The 23,468-nt window shown below is 59.4% G+C and carries 27 protein-coding genes; 11 read left to right on the top strand and 16 right to left on the bottom strand.

What is annotated here, in order from left to right; genetic code table 11:
• Positions 1-6 precede the first annotated feature (6 nt).
• On the bottom strand, positions 7-1,710 hold the full coding sequence (locus tag AC1P02_RS08325; RefSeq protein WP_485184921.1) for an amidase: 1,704 nt from the start codon (positions 1,708-1,710) through the stop codon (positions 7-9).
• 125 nt (positions 1,711-1,835) lie between these two features.
• Positions 1,836-2,933 (bottom strand): agmatine deiminase, encoded by a 1,098-nt coding sequence (gene aguA, locus AC1P02_RS08320; RefSeq protein ID WP_485184919.1) that lies wholly within the window; start codon positions 2,931-2,933, stop codon positions 1,836-1,838.
• Positions 2,934-3,149: 216 nt separating this feature from the next.
• On the opposite strand from aguA, the gene AC1P02_RS08315 reads away from it, so the two are divergent.
• A complete protein-coding gene (locus AC1P02_RS08315) occupies positions 3,150-4,100 on the top strand; it encodes a LysR family transcriptional regulator (protein ID WP_485184917.1) in 951 nt (316 codons plus the stop codon).
• Positions 4,101-4,286: 186 nt separating this feature from the next.
• Here the strand turns inward: AC1P02_RS08315 and AC1P02_RS08310 are convergent, their stop codons facing one another.
• The 3 genes from AC1P02_RS08310 to AC1P02_RS08300 all read right to left on the bottom strand — a co-directional run bounded on the left by AC1P02_RS08310 (position 4,287) and on the right by AC1P02_RS08300 (position 6,148).
• Entirely contained in the window at positions 4,287-4,964 is a 678-nt protein-coding gene (locus tag AC1P02_RS08310) for an SDR family oxidoreductase (RefSeq protein WP_125729987.1), read from the bottom strand.
• 21 nt (positions 4,965-4,985) lie between these two features.
• Positions 4,986-5,615 (bottom strand): TIGR04219 family outer membrane beta-barrel protein, encoded by a 630-nt coding sequence (locus tag AC1P02_RS08305; RefSeq protein WP_034283590.1) that lies wholly within the window; start codon positions 5,613-5,615, stop codon positions 4,986-4,988.
• A gap of 92 nt (positions 5,616-5,707) precedes the next feature.
• Complete coding sequence (locus AC1P02_RS08300; protein ID WP_021140449.1) at positions 5,708-6,148, bottom strand: copper chaperone PCu(A)C; 441 nt, start codon at positions 6,146-6,148, stop codon at positions 5,708-5,710.
• A gap of 89 nt (positions 6,149-6,237) precedes the next feature.
• On the opposite strand from AC1P02_RS08300, the gene AC1P02_RS08295 reads away from it, so the two are divergent.
• The gene (locus AC1P02_RS08295; protein WP_485184914.1) at positions 6,238-6,987 is read left to right on the top strand and encodes an enoyl-CoA hydratase-related protein; all 750 of its coding nucleotides are present in this window, start codon (positions 6,238-6,240) and stop codon (positions 6,985-6,987) included.
• A gap of 3 nt (positions 6,988-6,990) precedes the next feature.
• Here AC1P02_RS08295 and AC1P02_RS08290 read toward each other — a convergent pair whose 3' ends face one another.
• On the bottom strand, positions 6,991-7,419 hold the full coding sequence (locus AC1P02_RS08290; protein ID WP_059112457.1) for a DUF2753 family protein: 429 nt from the start codon (positions 7,417-7,419) through the stop codon (positions 6,991-6,993).
• 305 nt (positions 7,420-7,724) lie between these two features.
• Between AC1P02_RS08290 and AC1P02_RS08285 the strand changes: the two genes are divergently transcribed.
• Positions 7,725-8,387, top strand: coding sequence for a CatB-related O-acetyltransferase (locus tag AC1P02_RS08285; protein ID WP_461603498.1), 663 nt, complete (start codon positions 7,725-7,727; stop codon positions 8,385-8,387).
• Between the two features lie 55 nt (positions 8,388-8,442).
• Here the strand turns inward: AC1P02_RS08285 and AC1P02_RS08280 are convergent, their stop codons facing one another.
• Positions 8,443-9,150 carry a ParB-like protein gene (locus tag AC1P02_RS08280; protein ID WP_005320489.1) on the bottom strand — a complete coding sequence of 236 codons (708 nt, stop codon included), beginning with the start codon at positions 9,148-9,150 and terminating at the stop codon, positions 8,443-8,445.
• A gap of 181 nt (positions 9,151-9,331) precedes the next feature.
• Here AC1P02_RS08280 and AC1P02_RS08275 point away from each other — a divergent pair, with 181 nt between their 5' ends.
• Together AC1P02_RS08275 and AC1P02_RS08270 are read left to right on the top strand one after the other, a co-directional pair.
• Positions 9,332-10,936 (top strand): peptide ABC transporter substrate-binding protein, encoded by a 1,605-nt coding sequence (locus tag AC1P02_RS08275; protein ID WP_485184910.1) that lies wholly within the window; start codon positions 9,332-9,334, stop codon positions 10,934-10,936.
• 109 nt (positions 10,937-11,045) lie between these two features.
• On the top strand, positions 11,046-11,345 hold the full coding sequence (locus tag AC1P02_RS08270; RefSeq protein ID WP_011899099.1) for a hypothetical protein: 300 nt from the start codon (positions 11,046-11,048) through the stop codon (positions 11,343-11,345).
• 68 nt (positions 11,346-11,413) lie between these two features.
• Here the strand turns inward: AC1P02_RS08270 and AC1P02_RS08265 are convergent, their stop codons facing one another.
• From AC1P02_RS08265 to AC1P02_RS08245, 5 genes are all read right to left on the bottom strand, one after another.
• Positions 11,414-11,833 (bottom strand): DUF4426 domain-containing protein, encoded by a 420-nt coding sequence (locus tag AC1P02_RS08265; protein WP_005320482.1) that lies wholly within the window; start codon positions 11,831-11,833, stop codon positions 11,414-11,416.
• A gap of 18 nt (positions 11,834-11,851) precedes the next feature.
• Positions 11,852-12,151 carry a DUF167 family protein YggU gene (gene yggU, locus AC1P02_RS08260; RefSeq protein WP_021140455.1) on the bottom strand — a complete coding sequence of 100 codons (300 nt, stop codon included), beginning with the start codon at positions 12,149-12,151 and terminating at the stop codon, positions 11,852-11,854.
• On the bottom strand, positions 12,151-12,702 hold the full coding sequence (locus AC1P02_RS08255) for a YggT family protein (protein WP_485184907.1): 552 nt from the start codon (positions 12,700-12,702) through the stop codon (positions 12,151-12,153). Before AC1P02_RS08255 ends, yggU begins: the two co-directional genes overlap by 1 nt.
• A gap of 28 nt (positions 12,703-12,730) precedes the next feature.
• Positions 12,731-13,555, bottom strand: a complete 825-nt coding sequence (gene proC / locus AC1P02_RS08250; RefSeq protein ID WP_485184905.1) for a pyrroline-5-carboxylate reductase — start codon at positions 13,553-13,555, stop codon at positions 12,731-12,733.
• Positions 13,556-13,645: 90 nt separating this feature from the next.
• Positions 13,646-14,347: a YggS family pyridoxal phosphate-dependent enzyme gene (locus tag AC1P02_RS08245; RefSeq protein ID WP_265466461.1), complete on the bottom strand. Its 702-nt coding sequence runs from the start codon at positions 14,345-14,347 to the stop codon at positions 13,646-13,648.
• 39 nt (positions 14,348-14,386) lie between these two features.
• On the opposite strand from AC1P02_RS08245, the gene tapT reads away from it, so the two are divergent.
• The 3 genes from tapT to yaaA are packed head-to-tail and all read left to right on the top strand — an operon-like array spanning position 14,387 to position 17,371.
• On the top strand, positions 14,387-15,421 hold the full coding sequence (gene tapT, locus AC1P02_RS08240; RefSeq protein ID WP_005320466.1) for a type IVa pilus ATPase TapT: 1,035 nt from the start codon (positions 14,387-14,389) through the stop codon (positions 15,419-15,421).
• Positions 15,422-15,456: 35 nt separating this feature from the next.
• Positions 15,457-16,566, top strand: a complete 1,110-nt coding sequence (tapU, locus tag AC1P02_RS08235) for a type IVa pilus ATPase TapU (RefSeq protein ID WP_021140458.1) — start codon at positions 15,457-15,459, stop codon at positions 16,564-16,566.
• A 31-nt stretch (positions 16,567-16,597) separates the two neighbouring features.
• Positions 16,598-17,371 carry a peroxide stress protein YaaA gene (gene yaaA, locus AC1P02_RS08230; protein WP_087757148.1) on the top strand — a complete coding sequence of 258 codons (774 nt, stop codon included), beginning with the start codon at positions 16,598-16,600 and terminating at the stop codon, positions 17,369-17,371.
• A gap of 188 nt (positions 17,372-17,559) precedes the next feature.
• Here yaaA and srmB read toward each other — a convergent pair whose 3' ends face one another.
• Positions 17,560-18,783, bottom strand: a complete 1,224-nt coding sequence (gene srmB / locus AC1P02_RS08225) for an ATP-dependent RNA helicase SrmB (RefSeq protein ID WP_005320462.1) — start codon at positions 18,781-18,783, stop codon at positions 17,560-17,562.
• A 128-nt stretch (positions 18,784-18,911) separates the two neighbouring features.
• On the opposite strand from srmB, the gene AC1P02_RS08220 reads away from it, so the two are divergent.
• Both AC1P02_RS08220 and brnQ read left to right on the top strand, forming a co-directional pair.
• Positions 18,912-19,622, top strand: a complete 711-nt coding sequence (locus AC1P02_RS08220) for a tRNA1(Val) (adenine(37)-N6)-methyltransferase (protein WP_059112464.1) — start codon at positions 18,912-18,914, stop codon at positions 19,620-19,622.
• A gap of 236 nt (positions 19,623-19,858) precedes the next feature.
• Positions 19,859-21,121, top strand: coding sequence for a branched-chain amino acid transport system II carrier protein (gene brnQ / locus AC1P02_RS08215; RefSeq protein WP_005320459.1), 1,263 nt, complete (start codon positions 19,859-19,861; stop codon positions 21,119-21,121).
• A gap of 75 nt (positions 21,122-21,196) precedes the next feature.
• Here the strand turns inward: brnQ and AC1P02_RS08210 are convergent, their stop codons facing one another.
• The 3 genes from AC1P02_RS08210 to zur are packed head-to-tail and all read right to left on the bottom strand — an operon-like array spanning position 21,197 to position 22,341.
• Complete coding sequence (locus AC1P02_RS08210; protein WP_005320453.1) at positions 21,197-21,427, bottom strand: hypothetical protein; 231 nt, start codon at positions 21,425-21,427, stop codon at positions 21,197-21,199.
• A 4-nt stretch (positions 21,428-21,431) separates the two neighbouring features.
• Entirely contained in the window at positions 21,432-21,893 is a 462-nt protein-coding gene (locus AC1P02_RS08205; protein WP_005320452.1) for a chemotaxis protein CheX, read from the bottom strand.
• The gene (zur, locus tag AC1P02_RS08200) at positions 21,883-22,341 is read right to left on the bottom strand and encodes a zinc uptake transcriptional repressor Zur (RefSeq protein ID WP_005320451.1); all 459 of its coding nucleotides are present in this window, start codon (positions 22,339-22,341) and stop codon (positions 21,883-21,885) included. Before zur ends, AC1P02_RS08205 begins: the two co-directional genes overlap by 11 nt.
• 138 nt (positions 22,342-22,479) lie before the next feature.
• Here zur and dusA point away from each other — a divergent pair, with 138 nt between their 5' ends.
• The gene (gene dusA, locus AC1P02_RS08195) at positions 22,480-23,466 is read left to right on the top strand and encodes a tRNA dihydrouridine(20/20a) synthase DusA (protein WP_058395320.1); all 987 of its coding nucleotides are present in this window, start codon (positions 22,480-22,482) and stop codon (positions 23,464-23,466) included.
• The last annotated feature ends 2 nt before the right edge of the window (positions 23,467-23,468 follow it).

Here is a 23,468-nt window from a genome sequence, read left to right as displayed (position 1 = left end):
TTTTTATCACCCCAACGGCGGAGTACGCGGCGGCACCTGGCGCTTGCTGCCGGTGGACTCGAAGGCCGAGGCGACGCGCAGCAGGTTATTGTCGTCATAAGCGCGACCGGCGAAGGTCAGGCCCACCGGCATGCCGATATCGGCCATCACCCCCATGGGGACTGTAACGGTCGGCACGCCTAGGTGGCGAATGGCGAGGTTGCCGTTGGCAACCCAGATGCCGTTGCTCCAGGCGATATCGGCGGAGGCCGGATTCACGTCCGCGTCAGCCGGGGCGACGTCGGCGACGGTGGGGAACAGCACGGCGTCGAGCTTGAGCCCATCCATCCAATCTTCCAGATCCAGCTTGCGGGTCTTCTCCAGACCGCGCAGGCCGTCCGGCACTGTGGGGATCTCGTCAAAGCGCTTGATGCCGCGCTTGGCCATATTGACGTACTCGTCCATGCCCGCCGCCAGATCGCCCTCGCGGTTCGGCAGGGTGCCCGGATCGTGGGGGAAGATCTTCGGCCCATCGACATCGGCCAGCTTGTTGAGCTTGGGATCGCCGTTGGCGCGCAGGAAGTCGTCGAACGCCCAGCCGGAGAGCTCCCACAGTTCGTCGTTGAGAAACTCAGGGCTCACGATGCCGCGATTGAACACGGTCGGCGCGCCGGGTCGGTCCCCTTCGCAGTTGGAAACCAGCGGGAAGTCCACTTCGATAACTTCCGCGCCAGCGGCTTCCAGCGCCTTGCGCGCATCTTCCCAGAGGGCAATCACGGTCGGGCGGGTATGGATGCGCTGACCGGTCGGGCCACCGATGCCGGGGTTGTCGCTGGTGCCGGCCAGTTCATCCTTGTTGATAAACATGCGCGGCACGCCGAGGCGCTTGCCCTTGAGGGCATCGGGCTTGGCAGCCAGTTCCAGATAGGAAGCCGGACGCACTTCAGAGGCCTTGGGCAGCTGTACCCAGGGCTGCATGCGCCACAGATCGCCACGGGTGTCAGCATCGTCAGCCACTACCACATCCAGCACTTCCAAGAGATCGGCCATGGTGCGGGCATAGGGCACCACCACATCCATGGTCGGGGTCAACGGCCAGTTACCGCGCACCGAAATCACGCCACGGGACGGGGTGTAGGCGCACAGGCCGTTGTTGGAGGCGGGGCCACGGCCGCTCGACCAGGTCTCTTCCGCCAGACCAAAGGCAGAGAAGCTGGCGGCTGTGCCGGTACCGGCACCGTTGGAGGAGCCGGAGGCAAACGGCGCAGTCAGGTAGTCGGCATTGTAGGGACTTTCGGCACGGCCATAGACGCCGCGCTGCATGCCGCCATTGGCCATGGGTGGCATATTGGTTTTGCCAAGGCAGATGGCACCTGCAGCCCGCAGCCGCTCAACGGTAAAGGCATCGCGCTGGGCCACCAGATCCTTGAAGGCCGGGCTGCCGGAAGCGGCCGTCAGCCCCTTGACCAGATAGCTGTCTTTGGCGGTGTAGGGAATGCCGTCGAGCGGACTCAGGGTTTCACCACGGGCGCGGCGGGCATCAGAGGCTTGCGCCTCTTTCAGCGCGTCGGGGTTGTGCACCACGACGGCGTTGAGTTTGGTGTCAGTCTCGGGGCCATTGTAGGCGGCGATACGGGCCAGATAGGCCTTGACCAGTTCGACCGCTGTGGTGCGGCCTGATTCGAGCGCACCGCGCAGCTCGGCAATGGAAACCTCTGTCACTTCGATCATTTGGATCTCCTGTAAAAGGGTGACTGTTTGTAATGGTGGTCGCGGCATCAGCGCCTGCGACCATCACGCAAGCAAGAGATAAAACCCCACGGCGTGGGGTTTTGAATACCAACTGGAACCGGTTCTTACTTGCCAGAAGGGATTTGCTGAGTAATGCAGTGGATATTGCCACCGCCCAGCAGGATCTCCCGAGCCGGTACGCCGACCACTTTATGCTGCGGGAAAATCTCTTCCAGAATGCGCTGGGCCTCGCCATCGGTGGCGGCATCCAGCAGCGGGTAGACGATGCGATCGTTGGTGATGAGGAAGTTCACGTAGGAACCGGCCAGACGACCTTGTGCTTCGCGCGGCACACCGGTACCGCTCTCGACACCGGCAGACTCCTCTTCAGTGCAGTAGAGCGGGCCCGGCTGGGGCAGCTTCCACACTTTCAGCTTGCGACCCTTGGCATCGACCGCCGCTTCCAGCACCTTGAGGGCGGCCAGGGAGCGGGCGTACTGGGGATCGTTCTCATCGTCAGTCCAGTGCAGGGCCACTTCACCCGGGCGCACGAAGCAGCAGACGTTGTCGATGTGGCCGTCGGTTTCGTCCATGTAGACGCCTTCGTCCAGCCAGATAAAGCTCTTCACGCCCAGATAGTCGCGCAGATAAGCTTCGATCTGATCCTTGGTCAGGTGCGGGTTGCGGTTTTCGTTGAGCAGGCACTCGGCTGTGGTCATGCAGGTGCCTTCGCCATCGACGTGGATGGAGCCCCCTTCCAGAATGAGCGGCGCGTCGTAGCGATCCATGCCGTGCTGTTCCAGCATCTGGGCCGCCACTTTTTCATCCTGATCCCAGGGATAGTAGAGCCCGCCCTTGTGGCCGCCCCAGGCGTTGAAGCCCCAATCCACACCACGGCACTCGCCAGCAGCGTTGGTGACCACGGTCGGGCCAGTGTCGCGGGCCCAGCAGTCATCGCTGGCCATCTCGACCAGCGTCACGTGAGCAGGCATGATGGCGCGGGCCTGCTCCATAAACTGGGCGGGCACGCCCATAAAGACAGGGGTAGCGCCGCCGATGGCATCGGCTACCTTGGCGAAGGTGGCTTGCGCGAAGCGACCGGCCTCACGCCAGTTGTCCGGGCGAAACGGCCAGATCATCCAGACGGCCTGCTGGTGCGCCCACTCGGCGGGCATGGTGAAACCGTCAGCAGCAGGGGTGGAGTCAATAGTCTTGATGCTCATCGCAATATCCTTGCGGGCCTCACAGGGCCGGTAAGAGAGGAAATGGGCGGTCGATCGCCCCGGCAGCGTGCCGGACGGCCCACCAGTTGGTCATCGGCTGCGCAACCGCCTGGCGCACCCGGGAAAAATGAGTGTGGCCGCAGTGTAAGAAGTTGCGCTCACATCCATCAAATGAATAGGATGGATTGTCCCATAAACAAGGCAAATAATCCCTCCATGAAACTGCACCAGCTCGACCTCAATCTGCTGCTCGCCTTTGACGCCCTGATGACACAGGGCAGTGTCACCCGCGCCGCCGAAGCGCTGTTTATCAGTCAGCCTGCCATGAGCCACGCCCTCGGCCGGCTGCGCACCTTCTTTGGCGACCCGCTGCTTGTCCGAACCCCGCAAGGCATGCTGCCCACCCCCCGCGCCCAGCGACTGCATCTGGGGGTACAGCAGGCGCTGCGGCTGCTGGAGCAGCAACTGAGCGACGAGGAGGTGTTCGAACCGAGCCAGTCCAAACGGCGCTTCGTGCTCTGCACCACTGACTATGTGGAGTGCGTACTGATCCCGCCGCTTATGCAGCGCCTCAAGAAGCTGGCACCCGGGGTCACCATAGAGATCCGCATACTGCGCGATACGCTGCCGGAAGCTGAGCTGGCGAGCGGCGAGATCGATCTGGTGCTAGGGTTTGACGAATACATGCAGGTGCCGAGGTATCTGGGCAAGGAGACCTGGCTCACCGAGCCCCTGGCCGGTCTGGTGCGCGCCACTCTGGAGCTGGAGGAGGAGCGGATCACCTTGCAGCAGCTTATCGAGATGCCCCATGTGTTCCACTCGCCGCTGGGCACCTCGGAGGCGAGTCTGGATCGCTACCTCAGCACCCAGGGCCACAGCCGCACCATCTCGGTCAACAGCCAGAGCTATATGTCGGCAGCGACCATTGTCAGCCAGAGCGACCACCTGCTAGTGCTGCCCAGCATGGTGGCCGAACTGCTCGCCAACCACTGGCCGCTGAAAAGCCTGCCCCTGCCTGCGGATGTACCGGATTACCACCTCAACTGCGTCTGGCACCCGGTGCATGCGCAGCAACCCGCACTGATATGGCTGAAAGACCTGATGAAGGAACTGGTGAGTCAGCCATCAACAGCAAGCGTGCAAATGATGTTGGGGAGATTGGCGTAGCGGGAAGGAGTTGAACGGGCGCCTGGCAGGCGGTGGGAAGCAAGGCATTCGAGGAGAAGCAGCCCGTGTTTGACGTGAGGCAACTCGATGCGCCATCTGGGCGCTTGTGATAAGGCCCGCAGCCCAGAGGTGGGCAGCGGGCCTTGAAGTGCATCACAGCAGTGGCGTACTGGTTGACGAAGGGGCCTAGTTGCGACCGATAAAGAGGTCTGTCACATGACAGCTGCTTCTGGCTTCCAACGCATCCAGCATATAGGCGGCCGCATCTTCCGGTGTCATGAAACCGCTCGGGTCGACGTGATCCGAGTTGTCCCAGAATTCGCTGCGGATCCCGCTCGGATAGAGGTTCACCAGTCGCAATGGAGAGTCCTTTAGCTCGGCGCGCAAGGACTCCAGAAAGCCGCGCATGCCCCACTTGGAAGCACAGTAGAGACTCTCGTTGGCCTTGCCTACCTGAGCAGCGGAGGAGAGCACATTGGCCAGCACTCCGCCCCTCTCGCCGATGAGACGTACCGTCTGCTGGGCCACCAGTATGGTGGAGACCAGATTGCTCTCCATCACCCGGCGGATCTGCTCGGCGGTGTAGACACCGACCGGACCGAACTCGCCGGTGCCGGCACAGTGCAGCACCAGCTCCGGCAGACCACCCCACTCCACGGCAGCGGCAAACGCCACATCCACGTCTTCGTGGTGCGCCAGATCGGCGACTATGCCGATCACGGCACTCCCGAGCAGTAGTTCCTGCTGCTGCAGTCGCTGATAACGACGCCCCATCATGGAGACTTGATGGCCCCGTTCAACCAGTCCTATGGTCAGGGCTCGGCCCAGACCGGACCCGGCCCCCGTCACTATGATGTGACCCATTATCAGCTCCTGTCAGTCAGATCAGAATGTGAATTCGCCGCCGATGAACCAGCCATCTACACGCTGATCAACGCGATCGAAGTCAATGCTCGCATCACGCCAGCCGGCACGGACCTTGAGAGGTACGGCAGCAAACTTGTAGGAGCCACCCAGACGGTAGTCATAGTTGTCGGCATCCTGCACGCGGGCATCGCCAAAGGCGGCAAAGCCGGTACCCGGAATGCGCACTTCGGCACCGGTGTAAGCCATCAGCACATCCTTGTCATAGGAGTAGTGCTGGGTGTTGAAATCGCCATCGTAACGACGACCGGTCAGGCCCAGATCGATCTGGAACAGGTCGTTGTTGAACAGGCGATAGTAGAGGCTCAGGTCGTAGGCCATCAGATCGTTGTTGAGGGCACCACCGCTGGTACCGAAATCGGAGATCTCGAACTTGGCGTTGGGCAGCAGAATGATACCGTGCTCCAGTTGCAGGTAGCCGCTCCAGTTGTAGTTCTCGTCATAGCTGCCGTTGGCCCCGATACCGTCAATCTGGCCGCTGCCCTGAGCGTTCCATACATCGGCACCGGCAGCGATACGCCAGTCATCAGCGGCCATGGCAGCCTGGCTGAACAGGGCCAGCACACAACCGGCAATCAAGGTCTTCTTCATCATTTCACTCTCTTATGGACTGGAAAGGCCATCATTTTACCCAGTGTGGCGGGAATACACAGTGCAAAAAGCTGAACAAGCGTCCATTAATGTCAGTGCTGCATCCCTGCCATGGGTTCAATCGGCTTCACTGGCAGGTTCAATTCCAGCGTCTGGCCATCATCCATGGTCAGGGTCAGCGGGAAAGGAGTGCCTTGTGACAACTCGCGCACCTCGAACAACATCACATGAAAGCTGCCCGGTTTCAGTGCCACTTCCCCCTTGGCCGGGATCGCTATGCTCTCGACCTGGCGCATTCTCATGACGCCATTTTCATGCAGATGGGTGTGCAGCTCGGCGCGCCCTACCTCGGGCGAGGCCGCGGCCACCAGCTTCACCGGCTTGTCGGCGTCATTTTTCAGCACCAGAAAAGCCGCGGTATTGGGAGATCCCGGAGGCAACAGGCGCACATAACCATCGACGGCTTCGACCTTGGCCAGGGCCGGTGCGGCCAGACCGAGCGCCAGCAGGGAGTAAAACGCACGTTTAAACATGGTTGAAATCCTTTTATGATGTTGTTAAACGCCGTGAAGCTTACCGCAGCAGTAATCTTTTGGCAGCCTGTGATAACAAGGATTTAGACATGGACCCCATTATCGTTGCCGAGCAGCAGGATGGCTTGCTCACCCTGACCTTCAATCGCCCCGACAAGCGCAATGCCCTCAATACCGACATGTATCGTGCGCTCACTCAGGCACTGCGGCAAGCGACACAAGATGACGCCGTACACGTGTTGCTGATACAGGGGCAGCGCGATTGTTTCACCGCCGGCAACGATCTGGCGGACTTCATGGGCAAATCTAGTCTGGATGCCGATGACCCCATACTGCAGTTCCTGCACACACTGGCGGATTTTCCCAAGCCCGTCATCGCCGCCGTCGGGGGGCCGGCAGTCGGGATCGGCACCACCTTGCTGCTGCACTGCGATCTTGTCTATCTGGGGGGTAATGCCCGGCTGCAACTGCCGTTCGTCGAACTGGGGCTGGTGCCGGAGTTTGCCTCCAGCCTGCTGCTGCCCCGCGCCGTGGGTCATCTGAAGGCGGCGGAACTCTTGCTGCTGGCCGAGGCCATCGACGCTGATGAAGCACTGCGCCTGGGTCTGGCCAACCGGGTAGTTGCCGCCGACGAGCTGCTGGCACTGGCTCGGGATCAGGGATTGAAGCTGGCGGCCAAGCCGCCCAAGGCGCTGCAAAAGAGCAAGGCACTGCTCAAACAGGAGCTGAAACAGGCGGTGCACTTCATCATCGATCTGGAGGCGCGCGCCTTCTCCCTCGCCTTGCAGGGGGAAGAGGCGCAACACAGGATCGCGCAAAGGCTCAAACACAGGGCCTGATCCTCAGTTCAGACGAAACCGGCCTATCAGCTCGCAGCCCTGTACCTTGTCCTGCAGCTGGATCAGTCGGGCGATCTCGGGATTGGGGTGGCGCTTGAGGAAGGAGATGAGCGCCGCCTGGCAGCAACCCAGCTCGCTGACAAGGGACTCGCACTCCCGGTTCGGGCACTGGGGCACCAGTGCCGTCACCAGCTCGGAGGCAAGCTTGAGGTAGCGCAGCTCATAGGCAGGCTCTTCCATGGCGCGCCAGAAATCCGCCAGTCGATGGCAGGTTGCCACCCGCATGCTGGCCAGCTCATCCAGATCATCGCCGGCCAGTTCGTACACTTCGGCAAGGGCTTGCTGATAGAGGCAAATAGCCGCACCCAGCGCCCCAGCGCCCAGTGCGTTTTCCGCCTCCAGCATGTAACGCTGCCAGATATGATGGGTCATGCTGATCTCCCGAGTCTATGGGTGGGATCCTTATCATGCCCAGTTGAGAATGAATATCAACCGGACCTTTTGTGCAGGATTTAACCAGCAAGGCGTTCAACCGGTTGGCATCGTCCTTCTCATGTCTTACCATCCGGTCCCATTATCTGGCCTCCACTGTCAGGATCCCCTTTTCATGTTGCGACCCCGTTTACCCCAGGTGCTGGGCTGCTCGACACTGTGCGTGCCCCGCCTGCTGGTCTGGATCTATTAGCTGCGCTCCTCGCGCCATTTATCCCTTTATCCATTGAACGAGGAACACAGCCATGAAGCACTGCCAACACTGGTCGCAGGTCGAGTACCTGCATCTGACGGTGACCAATCCCAACATCAGCCTCAAGGGGCAGCATAGCTACTACTCGGGGGCCTGGGACGGTCCTTTTGAAGAGGAGGCCGTGCGCTATCTGCACGGTGACAGCTGGAGCCGCTCACCCGACACCGGCTGGGAGCCGCTCTGGCACATAGACAGGCTCCATATCGGCGACTATGTGCAAATCGCCGCGGGCGTGAAGATCATCATGGGAGGCAACCACACCCACAACCCGGCGTTTATCAGTACCTATCCCTTCGCTGATCTGGATGCCCTCAAGCGCAGCTACCGCCCCGCCGGCGATACCCGTATCGGCAACGATGTCTGGATCGGGATGGACGCCATGATAATGCCGGGAGTCACTATCGGGGATGGCGCCATTATCGCCGCCCGCAGCCTGGTGACACAGGACGTGCCACCTTACTGCATGGTGGCGGGTACGCCCGCCAGGGTGATCCGCCAGCGCTTTGCTGTGCAAGAAACAACACGGCTGCAAGCACTGGCCTGGTGGGACTGGCCGGATGAGCAGGTGCAAGCCCTGCTGCCGCTGATCCAGCAAGGAGAGGTGGCGCTGCTGGAGCAGGCCGCCGCTCGCTGGCACTCAGCCGAACAGGAGTAAAAACACGAGTACGGGGCGCCCGGGCGCCCCGTACTCGACCTGCTGTTTCCCTGATTCAGCTGCCGCTGCGTGACTGATTGACCCGACACTGCTTGCCGGGATAACCGGGCAGATCACTGGCCTTGCTGCTGCACGCCAGCCGTTTGGCCTGATTGAGGCGTTCCATCAAGCTGGCGCCATCGACCGGTAGCCAGTTCAGCTGCTGGCCGAGCCAGCTGGCCCAGGCAAACTCGACAAAATAGACCTGATCCCGCTTCTCGAAATAACCCGCATCCTGCAGCATGCCCGCCACAGTCCGGTAGGGGTAATCGGGCAAGTCGCCGATATGGACAGGTAACTGCTCCGGAGTCAGGGGGGCTCCCTTCTCATCCTTGAGCCAGGCCCAGTGATTGCCCTGCATCTGGCTCCAGAAGCTGGACTTGTCCTGCAGCCGCGCTATCACCTTGACCCTGGCCTGCTTCACCCCCAGTTGCCACAGCGCCTTGGTGAGGTGATGCCTGTCCACCAGCCAGTAGCCGCCATCCGGTGCTATGACGATGGGGATCTCTTTCTTTTTCATCACTTTATCAAGCTGCTTCTCGCTCTTGCCCGCTAGTTCTGCCTGAGTATTGTCGACCTGGATCTGGCCAACACCGCCCTGGGTCGGATGCAGTTGATCTATGTTCACCTCGCACCAGCTGCCGACCTGAGTCTCGCGCTCACAAGGCGCCAGCGCCCAGGCGCCCTGACTGATGGCCAAGGCCAACAGGATCCATGCTCTCATCGTTCACTCCTCTTCCCCTGATCGCAGATCAGCGGGTCAAATAAGGTTCCATACCGTCCCTGAAATACCGGGACTCATACTGGCGGTCTGACCAGCAAAGGGGATATCATGATTTCCCGTCTGCCGGCGATCATTTCTCGCCGAGTTTTCTCCCCGCTTCACACTATTTGAAGGATTAACCATGAAAGGATGGAGTCCCTTGCTGGCCCTGCTGGGTTGTGCCTGTGTCCAGGCCGCCGATGTTCCGCCCGGCACCCAACTCGCCGCCGAACAGGCCGTCGTGCGTCACCTGAAAGATGAACCGGCAAGCCTGAGCCCGCTCAAGCTGGTCGGCCTGCCCGAACTGCAGGTATTGCGAGACCTCTACGAGGGGCTGCTGACCCAGGGGCCGGATGGCAAGGTGCTGCCTGGCGTCGCGACGCGGTGGGACAACAAGGACAATCAGCAGTTTACCTTCCATTTGCGACCGGATGCACGCTGGTCCAACGGTGACAAGGTCAAGGCTGCCGACTTCGTCTACGGCTGGCGCAAGCTGGTTGATCCAAAGGAGGCCGCTACCTTCGCCTGGTTTGCCCAGCTGGCTCACTTCACCAAGGTGGACGAGATAGTAGCTGGCAAGCTGCCGCCCGAGGCGCTCGGGGTAAAAGCCCTCGACGAGCACACGCTGCAGGTGACCCTCTCCCAGCCTGTGCCCTATTTTCTGAGCCTGCTGACCCACCCCAGCCTGTCACCCCTGCATCAGGCCAGCATGGAACAATACGGCAACCAGTGGACCCAGCCGGGCAAGCTGGTCGGCAACGGCGCCTTCGTGCTGAGCCAACGGGTGGTGAACGAGAAGCTGGAGCTGGCCCCCAATCCCCATTACTGGGACAGGGCTCATACAGTGCTGACCAAGGTCACCTTCGTCCCCATCAACCAGGAGACCGCTGCCACCAATCGCTACCTGGCAGGGGATCTGCACATCACGGAATCCTTCCCCAAGGAGCAGTATCACAAGCTGATGCAGCAGATCCCGGGTGAGGTCCATACCCCGGATCAACTCGGCACCTACTACTACGCCTTCAATACCCAGCTGCCACCGCTGAACGATGTGCGGGTACGCAAGGCGCTCTCCTACACCATCGACCGCGGCCTCATTGCCGCCAAGGTACTGGGCACTGGCGAGAAACCGGCTTATCGCTTCACGCCGGATGTGACGGCCGATTTTGAACCCAAGGCCAACCTGCTCTCCAGCAGCAGCCAGCAGGCGCTGGATGAGAAGGCCAAGGCGCTGCTCAAGGAGGCCGGTTACGGCCCGGGCAAGCCACTCAAGCTGACCCTGCTTTACAACACCGCCGAAATCCACAAGAAGATGGCGCTGGCCATCGCCAACCTGTGGAAGCAGAAACTGGGGGCGCAAGTCGAGCTCACCAATCAGGAGTGGAAGACCTATCTCGACAGCCGCCAGAGCGGTCAGTTCGAGGTGATCCGCTCCTCCTGGGTGGCCGATTACAACGATCCTTCCGCCTTCCTCGGCCTGTGGGGCTCACGGCACAGTGGCAACATGGCCCGCTTCGCCAACGCACGCTATGACGAGATCCTGACTCAAGCGGCCAAGAGCCGGGATCCCGGTGAGCGAGCCCGCCTGTTCGACGAAGCCGAGTCAATCTTGCAAGATGAGGCGCCGATCGCCCCCATCTATCAGTACACCAATGCACGGCTGATCAAACCCTGGCTCAGGGGGTATCCCATCAACAACCCGGAAGACGTGGCCTATAGCCGCCAGCTCTACCTCATCAAGCACTGATCATACGGGGGCCAGCCTGACTGGCCCCCATTCAGGGCTGTTCATGCTCAAGTTTTCGGCATAAAATGCCGCCCTTTCCATCAACCTTCACTCTCTTATCCGGTTTGTTATGCGTTTCTTATTGATGATCCCCCTGCTGGTCACACTGCCTGCCCACGCTGCAAGCGAGTCACAATGCCGTCAGGCGTTCACGGACTGGATGCTGACCCAGCACCAGCAATTCAGCGATCGCAATGCCAGCAAGATGAAGCGACGCCTGGCCGAGCGGGCCATCGATCAGATGCGCGACGAATTTGCCAAGCAGGAGAGCTTCTGTCAGGCCATGGAGTGGGCGACGCATCACCAGGATCAGGACCCCCGCTTCAACCCGAGACCGGGGGAGATCCACGACTTCACGCCCGCCAGCTGAATCAGCCAAATGAAAAAGCCCCGAACCTGAGTTCGGGGCTTTTTCATTTATCGAACGAGACACTTGCCTCAGTCGACGTAGAAGGTCTGCTGGAAGGTGAGCGTCTGTTGCTGCCCCTCCCCCATGATCTTCAAGGTGAACTGGTAGGTATCCTGGTTGCGATAGGGCAGCACAGCCAGATAGTAGATGGCGTCCCCCTCCTTGACCTCCTGGAAGGTCAGGGTGCGCAGGGTGCCGGTGAGGTTCTTGGCCTCGCCCGTGATCCCCACCGCCTGTGCCACCCCTTGCTTGTTCTGCACAGCGATATTGATGATGCCATTGTAGCGACTGCGCTCCAGACCGTAGGCCTTGGCCACGTCCGGAGTAAGGAAGCTGGAGTTGAAGGCGCTGTAGTGCACTTGCCAGGGCCCCAGCTCCTTCATCTGTTCCGCCCGCAGCGGCAACGTCATCAGCAGTGCCAGCAGGCAGCTTATCCAGGCTGTTTTCATGGTGTCATCCTTCTCGTGTTATCCCTGAGTCTCCAGCAGGGCATGGATCTCGGCGGGGATCTGCCTGGGCGACTCGATGGCAATCGTCTTGTGCCGTCCCAGCTCCCCGCGCACTATGCGAACCTGTCCCTTGGCCACCTTGAACTGCTTGGCCAGGTACTTGATCAAGTGGCTGTTGGCCTGGCCATCCACCGGCGGCGCCGTGATGGCCACTTTCAACTCGTCTCCGTGCAATCCGACGATCTGATCCCGGCTCGCCTTGGGCTGGATCATCAGATGCAATATCAGCTCATCCCCTTCCCGCAGGACGGCTGGCATCAAATCATCCACCACAGCTGGCCGAACAGATCACCCAGCAGATAGTTGATGGCCTGCAGCCCGATAAAAGCGACCAGCACGGAAAGATCCAGCCCGCCCAGTGCCGGCAGGATGCGGCGGATAGGGGCAAGGAAGGGCTCGGTCAGCTGGTGCATCACGTGTTCGATGGGGTTGCGACCCTGGCTGACCCAGCTCAGGATGGCGCGGATCAGCAGTACCCAGAAGATCATGGAACCCGCTTTTTTCAGCACTGTCAGGGCGGCAAACAGGCTGATGGTGAGCCAGTCGGCCAGCAGCACGTTCATGCTCTTGAGCAGTGCCAGCTTGGCGAAGGCAATGATAACCGCCAGCAGCACCGAGGCCATATCCACCCCACCGAAGCCAGGAATGACCCGGCGTAGCGGTATCACCAGCGGATTGGTCACCTTGACCACCATCTGGCTCATGGGGTTGTAGAAGTCGGCGCAGGCCCACTGCAACCAGACGCGCAGCAGCACCACCATGAGGTAGATATCAAAAATCGTGTTAATCAGAAAGTAAGCGGTGTTCATCTGAGCTCCAGCGGTAAGAGAAGAGTGTTCAGAAAAGAGTTTCCATCTCGGCAGCCCGTGCAACGGCTGCCTGCATGGCGTGAGCGGTCAGCGGCATCAGCCCCTGTTCCTGGAATGTCTTGATGGCCTCGGCCGTGGTGCCCCCCTTGCTGGTCACCTGCTCGCGCAGGGCTTGCAGCGACAAATCGGGATTCTGCTCCACCATGGCGGCGGCGCCAAGGGCTGTCTGCTGCACCAGCAGGCGGGCCTGCTCGGGGCTGAAGCCCATGGCCTCCGCTTCTTCGGCAATCGCCTGCATGAACAGGAAGAAGTAGGCGGGCGCACTGCCGGCCGCCGCTATCACGCCATTGATGCCGGACTCTTGCGCAGTCCAGAGGGTCTTGCCCACGGCCTGCATCATCTGCTCGGCAAAGTCGCGATCGGCTTGCTCAACCCCGGGTGGGGCATAGAGACCCGTCATGCCCAACCCCAATAGAGAAGGGGTATTGGGCATGGTACGGATAATGCGAGCGTGACCGCCCGCCATCTCGCCAAGACGCACCACCTTGATACCGGCCGCGATGGAGATGAGCAGCTTGCCCTCAAGGGACCCCAGCTCACCGACCAGCGCACTCAGCATGCCCGCCATCAGCTGGGGCTTGACCGCCAGCACTATGACGTCGGCCTCGCGGGCCGCCTCGGCATTATTCTGGGTGATGCGAATGCCATATTCGCTCGCCAGCGCATCCAGCTTGGGGCGGCTGGGATTGGCGGCGATGATACGCTCGACCGGATAACCCGCCTGGACAAGGCCGGCAATGATACTGCGGCTCATATTGCCTGCGCCGATAAAGGCGAGGATTCTCTGCTGCATCAAACACTCCTGTGGATGAAATGGCTGCACACACCTGCACTGCCTGCGCCGATAAAGGCGAGGGTTCCATATTGCATCAGGTGGTCTTGCTTATGAATAGTCACGGGCACCGAAGATGGCGGTACCGACCCGCACCATGGTGCTGCCATGGGCGATGGCCAGTTCGAGATCCTCGGTCATCCCCATCGAGAGGGTATCGACGCTCGGGTATTGTTGCGCAAGCTCGGTGAACAGAGTCTGCATGCGCACCATCTGGGCAGCCAATACCGCTTCGTCACTGGTATGTTCCGGAATGGCCATCAGCCCCCGCAATACCAGCCTTTCACTGTGGGAGACCAGCTCTGCCAGCCGGAAAATCTCTTGCTCCGACGTTCCGGATTTGCTGCTCTCTCCGCTAATATTGATTTGCAGACAGATATTTAGCGGCGCCAACCCGGCTGGACGCTGGTTGTTGAGACGCGCGATCAGCTTGTCACGATCCACGCTCTGTACCCAGTCGAACCGTTCGGCCACCAGCCGGGACTTGTTCGATTGCAAGGGGCCGATAAAGTGCCACTCTATGTCTGTACAGACGGCTTGCTCGCGCAGTGTATCTATCTTGGTCGCCGCTTCCTGGGCATAGGACTCACCGAAGCGTCGCTGACCGGCGGCATAGGCCTCGCGAATGGCCTCAAGCGGCTTGGTTTTGCTGACTGCAAGCAGGTTGATGTGATCGACACAGCGCTCCGCCCGGCGAGCGGCCTGTACAATACGTTCCTTTACCTGAAGCAGGTGCTGGGCAATCTGGCTCATATTTCGTTAGTGATCTTGTGATGGGAGAATGACAAGTCTATGGATATCACAGAGTTATTGGCTTTCAGTGTAAAGCATAAAGCCTCGGATCTACACCTCTCGGCCGGGGTTCCCCCGATGATCAGGGTTGATGGTGAGGTTCGCAAGATCAATTTGCCCGCCCTGGAACACAGGGAAGTGCATGCCCTCATTTACGACATCATGAACGACCACCAGCGCAAGGAACTGGAAGAGAACTTCGAGGTCGACTTCTCGTTCGAAGTCCCCAATCTGGCCCGCTTCCGGGTCAATGCCTTCCAGCAATCCCGCGGTTCGGGGGCCGTATTCCGCACCATCCCCAGCACGGTGCTGAGCCTGGAGGATCTCGATGCTCCCGAAATCTTCCGCAAGATCTCCGAATACCCGCGCGGCCTGGTACTGGTGACAGGACCGACCGGCTCGGGCAAGTCCACCACACTGGCGGCCATGGTCAACTACATCAACGAGAACTTCCATCACCACATACTCACCATCGAAGACCCCATCGAATTCGTGCACGAGAACAAGCGCTGTCTGGTGAACCAGCGGGAAGTTCACAGGGACACCAAGAGCTTCAGCAACGCCCTGCGCTCGGCACTGCGGGAAGACCCGGACATCATACTGGTGGGCGAGATGCGTGACCTCGAGACCATTCGCCTGGCAATGACGGCGGCCGAAACCGGCCACCTGGTGTTTGGCACCCTGCACACCTCATCGGCAGCCAAGACCATCGACCGTATCATCGACGTCTTCCCCGGTGCGGAGAAAGACATGGTGCGATCCATGCTCTCCGAATCCCTGCGGGCGGTTATCTCCCAGACCCTGCTCAAGCGCATTGGTGGCGGCCGGGTGGCGGCACACGAGATCATGATGGGCATTCCGGCGGTGCGTAACCTCATCCGTGAGGACAAGATCGCCCAGCTCTACTCGGTGATCCAGACCGGGATGACCCACGGCATGCAGACCATGGATCAGAGCCTCAAGCAGCTGGTCAGCCGTGGTGTAGTTGCGTCACTCGATGCCAAGGCCAAGGCGGTCGACCCCAATAGCGTGTAACCACAACGGAAAACGAATCTAAGGAAGGAGTCGTTATGAATCTGGATGCCCTGTTGGCCGAACTTGTCGCACGCAAAGGCTCGGATCTGTTCATCACGGTTGGTACGCCCCCCACCCTCAAGATCAACGGGCATCTGTTCTCCCTCGGCAGCGAAGCGCTCGACAAGCAGAGCGCGCTGACCCTGGTCAGGGAAACGCTCAGCCCTGAGCATTTCGAGCGCTACATCCGCACCAGGGAGGGCAACTACGCCATCCACCGCGAGGCACTGGGACGCTTTCGGGTGAGTGCCTTCTGGCAGCAGGAGCTGCCGGGCATGGTGGTGCGCCGTATCGAGACACGCATTCCCACCTTTGACGAACTGACCCTGCCGCCTATCTTGCAGGAGGTAGCCATGGCCAAGCGCGGCCTGGTGCTGTTCGTCGGTGCCACCGGAACGGGCAAGTCCACCACTCAGGCAGCCATGATCGGCTATCGAAACCAGAATGCGGATGGCCATATCCTGACGGTGGAAGATCCGGTGGAGTTCGTGCATCAGCACGGCCGCAGTCTGATCACCCAGCGGGAAGTGGGCATAGATACAGAATCATTCGATGTGGCGCTGAAGAGCTCCCTGCGCCAGGCCCCTGACGTTATCCTCATCGGCGAGATCCGAAGCCAGGAAACCATGGAGTTCGCACTGCAATTTGCCGAGACCGGCCATCTTTGCCTCGCGACCCTTCACGCCAACAATGCCAACCAGGCGCTGGATCGCATCCTCCATCTGGTGCCGCAGGAGAAACACCGTCAATTACTGTTCGATCTCTCCTTCAACCTGCGCGCCATCGTCGCCCAGCAACTGGTGCCAAGCCTGGATGGTCGCCGCCGCTTCGCGGCCTTTGAAGTACTGCTCAACACGCCGCTCATCACGGATATCATCCGCAAAGGCGAGGTTCATCGTCTCAAGGAGGTGATGACCAAATCCACCGAGCTTGGCATGCAGACCTTCGATCAGGCGCTGTTTACCCTGTTTTGTGCCGGCCAAATTGGCTACAGTGAGGCCCTTGCCCATGCCGACTCAGCCAACGACCTGCGACTGCTGATCAAGCTGTCCGGCCGTGAGCAGATGGGTGCAGGCACACTCGACAACGTCACCCTGGATGAATGAGGGACGTGTGTCACCGCTATAAAGGATCGTTATGCTGATTGTGGTTTCCCCGGCCAAGACGCTGGATTACGAGTCGCCTCTGGTGACCTCCCGTTTCACCCAACCCCAATTGCTGGATCATTCGGCTGAGCTGATCACCCGGGCCCGCCAGCTGACACCGGATCAGATCGCAAGCCTGATGAAGATCAGCGACAAGCTGGCCGGCCTCAATGCCGCCCGTTTTGCCCAGTGGCAACCTGATTTCCATCCAGACAATGCCCGCCAGGCGCTGCTTGCGTTCAAGGGGGATGTCTACACAGGGCTTGCCGTAGAAGATTTCAGCGACGGGGATTTCGACTTTGCCCAGGCGCACCTTCGCATGCTCTCCGGCCTCTACGGCGTACTGCGCCCGCTCGATCTCATGATGCCCTATCGGCTGGAGATGGGGACCCGGCTCGATAACAGTCGCGGCAAGGACCTCTACCAGTTCTGGGGGGATGTGATTACCCAGCACATCAATGCAGCGCTGACGGCGCAGGGGGACGAGGTGCTGATCAACCTGGCCTCTGACGAGTATTTCAAGTCGGTACGACCGAAAGCCCTGAAGGGCAGGATCGTCACCCCTGTGTTCAAGGACGAGAAGAATGGCCAGTTCAAGATCATCAGCTTCTACGCCAAGAAGGCGCGCGGCATGATGGCCCGCCACATCATCAAACACAGGCTGACCGAGGTTGAGCAACTGACTGGTTTCAACGTCGATGGTTACTACTTCGTGCCAGAAGAGTCTGACGCTCATACCCTGATGTTTAAACGTGCCGAAAATTAATTATAGAAAGAGGGAACCAAATTCAGGATCCCCGGGTCTGAATACGTGAATCCTCTGTTGTAAGCACTTTTTATCAGCCGACGTCTATGCGTCGGCTTTTTTCTGCGCGCGATTCCCGCGCTACTCCGCCATCCAGGATCCACTTGGCAAAACGGCCATCCGAGGATGGCCGTTGCTGCAGGTATGGCTTACTTCTTTTTCTTCTTGGCACTCTTCTTCTTGCCATCCTTCGGCTTTTTCTTCTTCACCGGCACTCGTGCTTCTTTGTGCTTGGGACGCAGCTCATCGATCACCCGGCGCTTGAGACGCTCTTCGGTATAACGTTCAATCTTGGCGACCATGCCCATGTCGTGGGCTTCCACCAGGCTGATGGCGCAACCACGGTTGCCGGCACGACCGGTACGACCTATGCGGTGCACATAGACGTCTGTACCATAGGGCATGTCATAGTTGATGACATGGCTGACGTTGGGCAGGTCAATGCCACGGGCGGCAACGTCGGTGGCAACGAGGAAGGGGACTTCCCCTGCATGGAACTTGCGGATCGACTCGACACGCTTGCTCTGTTCCATCTCGCCACGGATCCAGGCACATGGAATACCCGCAGCCTGTAATTGGCCAGAGAGTTCTGCCAGGCGCTCGCGGGTTCTGACGAAGACGATGGCTTTCTGGGTTTCCGGATCCTTGAGGATGTGGATCAACAGAGCCAGCTTGTGGGCGGCGTCATCGGCCAGATGTACCCACTGGGTAATTGGGCGACGTTCGCTGCGGGGCGGCTCGGCATGCAGCTCTACCGGCTCGTTGAGGATCTCGTTGGCAAACTTCTCCAGCCCGGCCCCTTCCAGGGTCGCAGAGAACAGCATGGTGTGCTTGCGATAGCGCGCCTCAGCCACTATCCGATTCACATCCTTGACAAAACCCATGTCCAGCATGCGGTCAGCTTCATCCAGCACCAGCACTTCGATGTCGTGGCTCTCGAACTCTTCTTTATCTATGTACTCGAGCAGACGGCCCGGAGTAGCGACCACTATGTCGGTGGTCTTGGTCAGGGCAGGCAGCTGCTCTTCGTGGCTGACGCCGCCAATGATGGTCTCGATGCTGAGGTTGGTGTGCACCGCCAGCGCCTTGGCGTGGGCAGTAACTTGCAACGCCAGCTCGCGGGTCGGGGTCAGGATCAGCATGCGGCACGGGCCCGGCTTGCGGCGCGGGAAATCCAGCAGATGTTGCAGGGCAGGCAGCACGAAGGCCGCCGTCTTGCCGGTACCGGTCGGAGCGGATGCCAGAATATCGCGGCCGTCCAGGGCTGGCTCCAACACCATCTGCTGGATGGTGGTCGGGCGGGTGAATCCCATCTCGGCCAAGGCCCGGTTGAGGGCTGGATGCAGGTCGAAATCATCAAAGGACTGGCTCATGGCAATACTCGGTCATTAAGGAAACGGCAGATTATAGGCGATTATGCCGTCGGCTCCTATGGTGACTGTGGCTTAGTCGCTATAATCGCCGACCATTTTGTGTGTAACTGGCATATGGCGGGGGTCAGATGGGACGAAATAGCGGCTTTACCTTCAAACAGTTTCACGTCGAGCACGACCGCTGCGCCATGAAAGTCGGCACGGACGGCATACTGCTGGGCGCCTGGGCACCGGTGGCCGACACCCGCCGGGTACTGGACATAGGTACCGGTAGCGGCCTGGTTGCACTCATGCTGGCCCAACGCAGCAGATCCGACTGCATCATAGATGCGGTGGAGCTGGATATGAATGCAGCGACTCAGGCCAGAGAGAATGTGGCGGCCTCCCCCTGGGAAACCCGGATCAACATCATGGAGGGCGCCATTCAGGATTATCAGGCGACCCCCTATGACCTTATCGTCTCCAACCCTCCCTACTTTGGAGCAGGCCAGTCTCTGCGCGACCCTGCCAGGGCACTGGCTCGACATACAGGCTCCCTCGACAGCCGGGATCTGCTGGCAGCATGCGATCGCTTGCTGACCCCTGTCGGACAAGTCGCGCTGGTGTTGCCGACCGCCATGGCCGATGAAATTTTATGCATCTCGGCAGATTATGATCTGCATGGGGTTTGTTATACAGCTGTTATCACCAGAGCCGGGAAAGAGGCAAATCGTGTTTTATTGCTACTTGGCAGAGGATTAAACAGGTGTGAGCAGGGTGAGATTGTGATCCATTCTGCTGGGGGAGCCTATTCCGACAGATACATCCAACTGACCCACCCCTTCTATTTGAAGATGTAAATTTCGTCTTGAACTATTTTTTCACGCCATTATGCTGACTCTCAAACGAGCGCCCGCTCCAGACCAGCTCAAACCACTGGTTGTGATGAAAAAACACGCGGGGCTCCTTTTTTTTCCCCCTGAACAACGCCGGTCACTGACCAATAAAAAACTATAACAAGCAATAGTTTACAAGACAGACGAGGTTGAACTTGACGAAATCACTCACATTATCCGATGTACTCGGATTGGGCTTCATGACCTTTGCGTTCTATCTGGGCGCCGGTAACATCATTTTCCCGCCATTGGCAGGCTACATGGCAGGTGAGCACCTCTCTCTGGCCATGCTGGGCTTCCTGGTCACAGCCGTGGGCCTGCCCCTCATCACCATCATTGCTGTTGCCAAAGCGGGCAATGGCTGGGCTGGCATGACCAAATTTCTGCCTGCCGGACTGGCAACAGCACTGGCCGTGGCCATCTATATCATCATTGGCCCAGCCTTTGCTGCTCCCCGTACCGGTCTGGTTGCCTATGAAATGGGCCTCAAGCCCTTTATCGGTGATATGGGTCAAGCCGGTCTTGCCGCCTATACAGTGATCTTCTTCGGCATTGCCATACTGGTCTCCCTCAATCAGGGCAAGCTGATGGATACCATCGGCAAATACCTGATGCCGGTTCTGATGGTACTGTTGCTGACCCTGGCCGTCGGCGTCTTCGTCGCACCGCAAGGCACAATACCGAGCGCCACCGGTGACTATCTCGAGGGCCCGTTCGTGAAGGGGATCCTGGAAGGCTATAACACCATGGATACCCTGGCCTCCCTGATGTTTGGTGCCCTGATCATCGATCTGCTGCGCCAGAAGGGGATCAACGACTACAAGAGCCAGTTCAAATATCTGGCCATTGCAGGCCTTATATCTGCCATCGGTCTGTCCGTGGTCTATGTTTCCCTGTTCCAGCTGGGTAATACCGCAGCCGGGGTTGCCACCGATGTCAGCAATGGCGGCGCCATCGTCAACGCCTATGTGCTGAGCCTGTTCGGTCAACCGGGTCAGTTTATCCTGGCCGGCATCATCACTCTGGCTTGCTTCACTACCGCAGTGGGCCTCATCTCCGCCTGCTCCGACTTCTTCCACAATCTCACAGGCATGAGCTACAAAAAGCTGGTTGTCCTGCTGGGTACCATCTGCGCCATCGTCGCCAACGTGGGTCTGAGCCAGCTTATCAGCCTCTCCATCCCTGTGCTGGTTGCCATCTATCCGGTCGCAGTGGCACTGGTGCTGGTCACCTTCCTGAAGGGATACTTCGGTCGTCCCCGTCTGGCATTTCGCTCTGTCCTGATGGTGGCGTTCCTGTTCGGTTGCCTGGATGGTCTGGGTGCTGCCGGCATGAAGATGGATGCCTTTGCCTTCCTGCCACTGTTTGACAAGGGCCTGGCTTGGTTGCTGCCGACCCTGCTGGCCTGTGGCCTGGGCATGGCGGTGCGCTCCAGCGAGAAGCTGGCTGCCGAAGCCGCCTGACAACAATTTGTTCCGATATAAAAAGAGGCCAGCATATGCTGGCCTCTCTCTTTTCTCTGATCCGTCACCACAACATCAAAGCAGCGGGACTATCGGTTTGGGTTTGCCTTCCAGGCCATACCAGTGCGTCTCAATCCGACCGGCATGCCACTGAAACGTGCCCCAGGGCCTGTCTGCCTGCCAGCGCGGAAAACTCACTACCACCTTGTTGTCGTCGTACTTGTAGAGCGAGGTGCTGATCTGGACATCAGACAATATGAGTAGCAAAACCCAGCCGATGAAAAGCCATTTCAGCGCTTTCCACATAGCATTACTCGAAACAGATTTCGATGGTGGCACGACCGTAGTCTGACTCGAACGGCATCATGATCTTGGTGCCGTCGGCCCTATGGGTAATGGTGTGGTTCGGACCCGAAACAATGATGGGGGTCGCCATATCAAACTCGTACCCCTTCTCCCCCAGCATGCGCTTGGCGCCGCCGGTCACCATGTTGGTGATCTCGCCCACCATGTCGGTCACTTCTTCATTGATGGTCGCCGGGGCTTCACCCAGCATGCGGCGCATGATCTCCAGTGCCAGTCCCTTCTCGAAACTGATGGAGAGGGAACCCCGGGTCTGCGGGCCGACCATGCCGATAAGACCTGAGACATCGCCGCGCGCCAGTTCGTCCATCTTGCGCTTGGGTTTCCCTGGTCTGAGCTCCAACTGTGCCATGGTAGAAAGCACATTAAGCAGGGAAAGCAGGAATGGGTTTACAAAATCAGCCTTCATGTTGACTTCCTACAGTGGGCGTACAGCGAGCACATTGTCCATGTGCCTCTATTGTCTTATTGGTAATAGTAAAGCCATGCTGATGGGCCTGCTCGGAAAACGCGCTATCGATGGCAGTGTCATGAAGCTCTACCACATCCCCGCACTCGTCACAGATAAGCAACTGCATCGGATGGGCATGGTCAAAATGACAGCAGAATATGAAAGCGTTGAGCGACTCCACCTTGTGGGCAAAACCCTGCTCGAGCAAAAAATCGAGCGCTCGATAGACAGTCGGCGGCTTGGCATGAGCCTCGGTTTGCTGCAGTTGAGCCAGCAGATCATAGGCGCTAATGGCGTTGCCGTGGGCGGCCAGCAGAGTGAATACCTGGCGCCGGGTAGGGGTGAAGCGGATCCCGCGTTGTTCGCAGAGTCGTTCGGCTCGTTGTAAAAGTTGGTCTTGATTCATGATCACGCAAATACCCTTTCTATTAGCCGGATACTACCACAGGGCCTCGCATGGCGCGGCGACAAAATTCATTTTCTGGGGCTGCCTCACGTTGTGATAAAATCCTGCCCCTTTGTTTAGCCAACCCGGATGATTTTTATGCAGGCGCAGCGTTTTTCCATCGCCCCCATGCTGGACTGGACCGATCGGCATTGCCGTTATTTCCACCGTCTGATGACCCGCCAGACCTTGCTTTATACCGAAATGGTGACCACGGGTGCCATCATCCATGGCAAAGGAGATTATCTGGGTTACAGCGAGCAGGAGCACCCCGTCTCCCTGCAACTGGGTGGCAGCAATCCGGCGGATCTGGCCCACTGCGCCAAGCTGGCCCGGGAGCGCGGCTATGACGAGATCAACCTCAACGTCGGCTGCCCGTCCGATCGGGTTCAAAATGGCCGCTTCGGTGCCTGCCTGATGGGTGAACCGGCGCTGGTGGCCGACTGCGTCAAGGCGATGCGCGATGTGGTCGATATCCCGGTGACGGTCAAGACCCGGATCGGTATCGACGATCAGGACTCCTACGAATTTTTGCAGGCCTTTATCGAGCAGGTGCGCGATGCCGGTTGCGATACCTTCATCGTCCATGCCCGCAAGGCATGGCTCAGTGGTCTGAGCCCACGTGAAAACCGCGAAATCCCGCCACTCGACTATCCCCGCGTCTATCGGGTCAAACAGGATTATCCCGAGCTGACCATAGCCCTCAACGGCGGTGTCACCAGCCTCGAGCAAACGCTGGAACATCTGCAGCAGGTGGATGGGGTCATGATGGGGCGTGAGGCCTACCAGAACCCCTACATACTGGCGCAGGTAGACAGTCAGCTGTTCGGTCTGGCGAGCGAGATCCCGAGCCGCCATGAGGTGGTGCGAATGATGCTCCCCTACATGGAGCAGGAGCTGGCCAAAGGCAACTACCTCTCCCACATGACCCGCCACATGCTGGGCCTGTTCCAGAACATGCAGGGAGCCCGTGCCTGGCGTCGTCACCTTAGCGAGAACGCCTGCAAGCAGGGCGCCGGCATTCAAGTCGTGCTGGATGCCATGGCCAAGGTGCCGGAATTCGCCAGCGCCGAATCGGTAGAGTAATC

It is taken from the genome of Aeromonas sp. TS_SC_11 (assembly GCF_057318915.1).
The sequence above is the reverse complement of the archived record's forward strand: the minus strand, read 5'-3'. Positions and strand labels throughout refer to the sequence as shown.